This is a genomic window from Streptomyces sp. NPDC056347, assembly GCF_042262625.1.
Classification (GTDB): domain Bacteria; phylum Actinomycetota; class Actinomycetes; order Streptomycetales; family Streptomycetaceae; genus Streptomyces.
This window is the reverse complement of record NZ_JBHJQP010000273.1, coordinates 1-7,020: the sequence shown is the minus strand read 5'-3', so window position 1 is coordinate 7,020 and position 7,020 is coordinate 1. Positions and strand designations below refer to the sequence as shown.

The window sequence follows — 7,020 nt, the reverse complement described above, 5'->3', positions numbered from 1 at the left end:
AGGTTCTTGGGGGCCTGGGCGTCGATGGCTTTGTTCACGGCGTCGATGAAGGCCTGTTTGTTGAACTCGCCGGGTTTCGCGGCGTTCATCTTCTCGGTGTTGGCGGCCTTGCCCTGGGCTTCTTTGTCGTCCGGGGGCGCGACCGCGGCGTCCTGCGCGGACCTCGACTCCGTGGCGGCGGGAGCGTGGACGGCCAGGCGGGTCTTCTTCGCCGCGATGTCGGCCTTCACCTTCCGGAACCCGGGGGCCTGGGCGGGGGAGGGCTTGACCGGAGGGGTGTAGCGCTGGGCGACCAGACGGGACACCGCACGATTCCCCGCCGCACGCTGAAGACGCTGCACGCTGCGGCGGTCGGGAGCGGGGCGGTCGCCCGGCGGGCGGTGGGGTGGGGGTGCTTGCAGACGTGACACTTCGGGGCCGGATGTCACGTTGTCGCGATGAGGGGTACCCCCACGACCGGACGCGGAGGCGGGGTCCTGCCCCGGAACCGCCTTCATCCGCCCTCCCGGCCCCCGACGCACAGCCCACTCGCCGCCTCAGCCTGCGGCCCGGCCCCGCTGGTCGCGCAGAAGGGCGGGGCGAGCGGAAGGGCACCGCCGTCTGCCCTTTCGGGCAACGCCACCGACGGCAGGACCGAGGCCCTGTACGGGGAGGAGGCGGCTCGGGGCGGGCACGGGCTGCACGTAAATGACGCTCGGCGCTGTGCATATGACCGAGCGTCTACTCTGTTGCATCCATGTAGTCCACAGGGGGTCGCATGCACAGTGAGGGTACGGCCGGCCGTGATTCGGACCACGGAAACGGCGACGAAACGCCCCGTGGCGCCCACGACGGTCGGTCGGCCGGCTCCCAGGAGTCACTCAACCGCCCCGTGGCCCCCGTACCGCACATCGTGATCGACGGCCGTTACGAACTTCTGCACAGCCTCGGGCGCGGTGGCATGGGCGAGGTCTGGGAGGCGCTGGACACCCGCCTCGACCGGCACGTGGCCGTCAAGGGACTCCTCAGCAGGGACGCCGCCGGCGCGGCCACGCAGGAGCAGATGATGCAGCGGGCCCGGCGGGAGGCCGCGGCCATCGCCAAGATCCGGCATCCCAACGTGGTGGCGGTGCACGACCGGGTCGAGTCCGGCAACCAGGTCTGGATCGTGATGGACCTGCTCGACGCGCGGTCGCTCGCGGACCTGATGCGCGCGGAGCGGCGGCTCTCGGTGCGGCGGACGGCGGCGATCGGGCTCCAGGTGCTCAGCGGCCTGCGCGCGGTGCACGAGGCGCGGGTGGTGCACCGTGACGTGAAGCCCGCGAACATCCTCTTCGCGAAGGAGGACTTCGCGATCCTCGCCGATTTCGGCATTGCCACCTTCGACGGCGCCGCCCCGCTCACCAAGGCCGGTGAACTGATCGGCACCTTCAAGTACCTGGCGCCCGAGATCCTCAGCCAGACGGCGCAGGAGGCCCCGGCGACAGCCGCGTCCGACCTGTGGTCGCTGGGCGTCACGCTGTACGAGATGGTCGAGGGCAGGCACCCCTTCGACCGGCCGAACGAGTACGAAGTGCTGGTCGCCGCCTGCCGGTCCACCCCGCTGCCGATGGAGTACGGCGAGGAGCTGGCCGAGGTCGTGGGGCAGCTGATGGACAAGGACCCGACCCGGCGCCTGGGCGCCGAGAGCGCGGAAGTCATGCTCCGCGACATCCTCCGCAGGACGGCCCCGGTCCCGGTGGGGGAGCGGGCGTCCCAGGGCACGCACAAGAACCAGGAGCAGGAGCAGGAGCGGGAGCAGGAGGAGCAGAAGCGGGAGTCGGGGGAGTCCGGTTCCGGGGATCCCCAGCCGCCCGTACGGCCTCCCGCGCCGCTCTCACCCCCGCCCCCGGCCTCGTCGCGGCCGAAGAAGCGCGTCCCGTCGTGGCAGAAGCTCACGGCGGGCGTCGTATGCGGGGCCCTGCTGCTCGGCGCGGGCTGGTACGCCGTGGAGCGGATACAGGGAACCGGCGAGTCGGAGGCAGGTCGGAAGCCGGACCCGGGTGCCCGGTCGGAGCCGTACATCAAAAGGCACGACAGGCTGAACGTGGGAGTCAAGGCCGACCAGCCCGGCCTGAGCGAGAAGGGCAGGGACGGCAAGTACCACGGCTACGAGATCGATCTCGCCCACGCCATCGCCGAGGACATGGGCTACACGCGCGACCAGGTGAGCTTCCAGCCCGTGAGCAGCGAGAACCGGAGCACGATACTGCAGAAGGGCGACGTGGACCTGGTCATCGCCACCTACAGCATCACCGACGAGCGCAAACACGCGAAGGCACCCGACTACAGCGTTGCGTTCGCCGGACCGTACTACGTGGCCAGCCGGGGTTTCATGGTCCGCAAGAAGGCGAAGCGGGTGTCGATCGACGACTCCCGGATGCTCCAGCAGAGACAGTACGAGGTCTGCACGGCGCGCAGTTCGACGTACGAGACGTGGCTGCCCAAGGCCGGCTACAACATGACGCGTTCGCTGCCGAACGGCTACGACCGGTGCGTCGGGGACCTGCTGGACCCGAAGTCGTCGGTCTACGCGGTGAGCACGGACGACGTCATCCTCGCCGGGTTCGTCAAGCGCAACCCGGGCGAGCTGAAGCGGCTGGACAGCGGGCCGGGCGCGGAGGGGTACGGCGTCGCGATGAAGCCGGACCAGAAGGGGCTGAAGAGCGAGGTGTGCGCCTCGCTGCGGAAGATCATGCGCAACGGGGAGTGGCAGCAGCTCTTCAACAAGTACCTCGGCCCGCTTCTGGACAGGCCGGACCCGCCGAACGAACCGGAGATGACGGAGTGCCCGTCCTCCTGAGCCAGGGGCTCGCGTTCAGCGGTCGACCGTCCACGAGGAGTCGGACGGCGGGCAGCCCGTGGTGAGGATGCGGCGGACGATGCGCAGTCCTTCGTGGAGCGGCACGGTGTCCGCGTCGGGGTACTCGTCCTCCTGGCCGTTGGCGAGTACGTAGCCGTCGCTCCACCCCTCCGCACCGGGGTCCGTGGCGTGCTCGCCCGGGTCGCCGGGGTGGTCGAGCAGCATCACCATGGCCCGTTCGGTGTTGCTCACGACGAACAGGGTCCGCCCGGACGCGCTCTCCAGCACCGTTTCCAGCGCACCGGCGGCGATCCGTGCCCGGAGCAGCTCCGTCACGTCCTCGGCGGAGACCACGGCGGCACCGCCGGCAAGGACCCAGGATTCGACCATGCCCCGCACACTCCCACATCCCGTCTCGTCGCCGCTCCCGCTGCGGCGCCCGGCGGTGATCGGTAGCCTCGCCGTATGGGTTTAGACATCACGGTGATGATCGTCGACTGGGCGTGGCTGGGCGAAGTGCCCGCGCGGGAAAGGCTGTTGCGGCTGGAGCGTGCGTGGGACGCCGACGAGACGGGGCTGTGGGACTACGAGGCGCCTTCGGTCCAGGGCGACTGGGTGTGGCCGAAGGGGCCGGACAGTGACCGCTTCGCCGTCTACGAGTTCCTGTACACACTCGGCTCGTACAAGCCGCACTTCTGGGCCACGCACTACTGGGACGACGTACGGGACCACGCCGACCCACTGTTGCGGGCGGAGCTGGACGACTTTCTGCTCGGCCTGATCTGGGACGGGCCGGACGGCGAATCGGGCCGGTCGGACGACGACTTCTTCTCGAAGGACCCGCCGCACATCTTCGGCCTGATGCGCGCCTGTTCACCGGAGAGCGTGCGGCGGCTGGCGGCGACCTGGGAACGCGTACGGCCCCGCCTGGACGGCCTGCGCGAACCGTTCGCCGTGCACACCGCTGCCGTGTCCTCGGACGGCCGGCCCGCCGACTTCGACCACGGCTTCGTCCACCTGCTGACGGAGTGGGCCCGTGTCCTCACTGGGGCGGCCGACCGGGGGTGGGGGGTCGTGGGGCTGCGGGCTTGAGGAGCGGCCCGCCGCGCGGACCGGTCAGATGCGTGCGTTGATGTACTCGGCGATCTCGATGATCCTGGGTTCGTCCTCGGGGGGTACCACGTACTGGTTCTTCCTGATCCGTGCCAGGAAGTCGTCCGGGAGCTCCACATGATGCGTCCGGACGTAGAACCAGAGGTCTCCCCGCCAGATCCATTCCCCGTCGGAGAAGAGGGAGTCGCCGCCGAGCACGGTCCTGCCGGAGCCGAGGACGTCCGTGGAAGCCCCCATGACGCTGAAGATCTCGTGCCCGCCACGGAGGTACTCCGCGATCCGCCCGGCGTCCTCGTAGGGTTCCGGCGCGAGGAAGTCCCGCAGGCTGCCCGGCGGGGTTCCGAAGGAGGAAGGCCAGAGTTCCCTGAAGAAGCCGGCGAACCGGACAGCCCTCAACCTGCCTCCTCCTTCGGACCGGAATGTGTCGTGCTCCGGCGTCGCACCCGGGGATGCCCGATGGGCGACCGCCGCCCCGGGCCTTCCCACGACGGCTACTTCCCCTTGCCGGCCTGCCAGTTCTTCGTGGGTCGCCCCTCCTCGTCCCACTGACGATCCGCGAGCATGGGCCCGCCGTTCTCCGGGAACTCCCGCTCGGCGGCGAGCACACCGTTCGGATGCCATTCCCTGGACACGCCGACCGCGCGTCCTTCGTGTGCCGTCCCCTCGGACCGGAGGGTGCCGTCCTTGTACCACTCACGGCTCGGGCCGTGCCGCACCCCCGCCACGCAGGAGTCCAGGCTGACCAGAGCGCCGCCCAGGCGCTCCTCCACCTCGCCGGTGAAGAGCTCTCCGCGGTACAGCAGGCGCCGGCCCTGGTCCATGTCGACTTCGGGGTCGTCGATGCCGATGCGTCTCATGCGGCTCCCCGGCCGGGTTCCCCTTCGGCCTGCGACCGCATCCGGCGTCCTCCTGGTACGGAGTCGGAACCGGACGGGGTCACCCCTGGTCGGCGTGCCACTCCTTCGTCAGGTTCCCGTTCTCGTCCCACTCGGTGATCTCCAGCTGCCGCAATCCGTTCGCGCTCATGAGTACGCGTGAGGCCAGCCTCCCGTTGGGATGCCATTCCTTGGACTCGCCGACGGGGAAACCACCCCGCAGCGTTCCCTCGGAACTCAGCGTCCCGTCCATGTACCACTCCTTGGACGGCCCGTCCTCGATCCCGTCCTTGTAAGTGACGAGGCTGACGAGCGCGCCGCGCTGGTATTCGACCACCTCACCGGTGAATCTCTGCCCTTGGTAGGAGACGACCTCGCCCTCGTCCATCTCGAATTCCGGGTCGTCGATATCGATGCGGGGAAGTGTCATCACGGCCTCCAGTTCTCAGGCCCGGGCGGGTCCTTGAGGAAACGCCCGAAACTACTGGGCATGCCTTCCAGCATATGATTGCAGTTGCCGCAGAATGGAGCTGCGCGGGGAGGAAGGTTCGTCACTTCATCCTTTATGAAGGGGAACTGGACCGACGCGCGCATTTCGGTGAGTGCCGTGATGTCGTCGGGAAGACCGAGCTCCTTGCGCGCCCAGAGCAGCTCGTTCGCGGCCTTCACTTCGGCATGAGCGAGGATCGGGGCGTGATGCGGGGGCGCATCGGCGATCTGCTCGAAACGCTCCAGGAGGGTCGGGTGCAGACGGTCCATGGGAATCAGGGTGGGGGCCTTCTTCGGCCCATTGATTCCCTCGATGATCTTGCCAGTCCGTAGGTCGATCACCGAACCGGCGCAGGCACCGGTCTTCGAGCGGGGGAAGGTTCCGTTCTCCTTGGCTGCCAGGTAGTCCTCGGCGCGTTGGTGTGACAGCTGGTCCAGGAATTCGCTGACCGGCTGATCGCCGACGTGGGAGATGAGGCCGTCCTCCGTACGGCGGACGAGGCTCTCGGGCAGAACGCCGAGGACCTTCTCCCCCGCTCCCACCGCGGGCAGCGGGGTATCTCCAATGGCCTCGATCCTCTCCGGCCCGACATCACCGTCGTGCGGGCCGTTGCCGTCCGACCCGTTGCCGTCGTTGTTGTGGCCGGGTGTGGGCTCGTGGCTCTCGCCGTCGTGATGCGGCGGGGTGTCGTCGCCCGTGTGGTGCGGGGTGGTTTCGTCCGGGGCGTGGTGGGCGGCGTCGTCGGCGTGGGTGTTGGGTGTGTGGTCGCCGTTGTGGGGGGTGGGCGGTTCGTGGGGCCCGTTGGGTCCGCTGGGCCCGTCCGGGGAGTGCGGGGTGCCGGGGCCGTCGCCGGTGTGGCCGCCGTTGTTGTGGGTGCTGGGCGGTTCGTGGCCGGCGGCGGGGCCGGGGCCGAGGTCGTCGGCCTGGCCGCGGGGGAGGTTGTCGCCGACACCGCCGACCGGGAGGTTGTCGTTGACCCGGCCGTTGGGCACGTTGTCACTGACGCGGCCGTTGGGCAGGTTGTCGCTGACGTGGGCCGGGTCGCTGATGTCGCTGGTGAGGCGGGTGACGTTCTCGCTCGTGTTGCCGCTGACGTGTGCGACGTTGTCCGCCGTGTTCGCCCCGGCGCCGACCAGGGCCGGTTCCTTGGCCGGACCGTCGGGGTGCGGGGTGGTCGAGTCGGTGTGCGGAGTGGTCGGGCCGTTGCCGTCCGTGTGCGGAATGGTGGGCGAGGGCTCCTTGGGAGCGTCCCCGGCGTGCTGGACGACCTTGCCGTCCTTGTCGAGGAGGTTCCCGTCGTGGTCGAAGTACTGGCCGGGGTTGTCCGGAGCGCTCGGGAGCTTGGTGGTGTTCTCCGGGATGACGGGGACGTCGTCGGGGAACTTGACGTTCCCGTCGGGGAGTTTGACGCCGCCTTCGGGGATCTTCGCTCCGTCGGGGAGGTGGAAGGTGCCGTCGGGCAGCAGGGCCGAGCCTTCGGGGATGGTGATCGCGTTGTCGGGGATCTTGGGGATCTCGATGTTGGAGATGCCCTTGAGGCCCTTGGTGATGTCGCCGATCTTGGAGAGTCCGGCTCCGGCGCCCTTGGCGATGTAGGTCATCGGGTCGATGACCTTGCCGGCCTTGCCCGCGACGGAGAGGGCCTTCGCGACGGCGCCGGCCTTTCCGGCCCCGGCGGCCGCGCCTCCGGCACCGCCGGTGAACACGGTCGTCAGGACGTT

At 69.4% G+C, this 7,020-nt stretch carries 7 protein-coding genes and 1 pseudogene; 2 read left to right on the top strand and 6 right to left on the bottom strand.

Annotated elements, in window-relative coordinates:
• Positions 1-305, bottom strand: a 305-nt coding sequence (locus ACFCV8_RS34905) for a hypothetical protein (protein ID WP_376689538.1), incomplete at its 3' end; no start/stop codon positions are given.
• Between the two features lie 566 nt (positions 306-871).
• Here ACFCV8_RS34905 and ACFCV8_RS34900 point away from each other — a divergent pair.
• Complete coding sequence (locus ACFCV8_RS34900) at positions 872-2,821, top strand: serine/threonine-protein kinase (protein ID WP_376689537.1); 1,950 nt, start codon at positions 872-874, stop codon at positions 2,819-2,821.
• Between the two features lie 15 nt (positions 2,822-2,836).
• On the opposite strand, the gene ACFCV8_RS34895 is transcribed toward ACFCV8_RS34900, so the two are convergent.
• The gene (locus ACFCV8_RS34895; RefSeq protein WP_376689536.1) at positions 2,837-3,211 is read right to left on the bottom strand and encodes a hypothetical protein; all 375 of its coding nucleotides are present in this window, start codon (positions 3,209-3,211) and stop codon (positions 2,837-2,839) included.
• A gap of 75 nt (positions 3,212-3,286) precedes the next feature.
• Here ACFCV8_RS34895 and ACFCV8_RS34890 point away from each other — a divergent pair, with 75 nt between their 5' ends.
• On the top strand, positions 3,287-3,913 hold the full coding sequence (locus ACFCV8_RS34890; RefSeq protein ID WP_376689535.1) for a hypothetical protein: 627 nt from the start codon (positions 3,287-3,289) through the stop codon (positions 3,911-3,913).
• A gap of 24 nt (positions 3,914-3,937) precedes the next feature.
• Here ACFCV8_RS34890 and ACFCV8_RS34885 read toward each other — a convergent pair whose 3' ends face one another.
• The 4 genes and pseudogenes from ACFCV8_RS34885 to ACFCV8_RS34870 all read right to left on the bottom strand — a co-directional run.
• Positions 3,938-4,330: a hypothetical protein gene (locus ACFCV8_RS34885; protein WP_376689534.1), complete on the bottom strand. Its 393-nt coding sequence runs from the start codon at positions 4,328-4,330 to the stop codon at positions 3,938-3,940.
• Between the two features lie 95 nt (positions 4,331-4,425).
• Positions 4,426-4,791, bottom strand: a complete 366-nt coding sequence (locus ACFCV8_RS34880) for a toxin-antitoxin system YwqK family antitoxin (protein WP_376689533.1) — start codon at positions 4,789-4,791, stop codon at positions 4,426-4,428.
• A 79-nt stretch (positions 4,792-4,870) separates the two neighbouring features.
• Entirely contained in the window at positions 4,871-5,239 is a 369-nt protein-coding gene (locus tag ACFCV8_RS34875) for a toxin-antitoxin system YwqK family antitoxin (RefSeq protein ID WP_376689532.1), read from the bottom strand.
• A pseudogene (locus ACFCV8_RS34870) lies at positions 5,239-7,020 on the bottom strand (hypothetical protein); the annotation flags it as partial. The pseudogene ACFCV8_RS34870 and the gene ACFCV8_RS34875, both read right to left, overlap by 1 nt.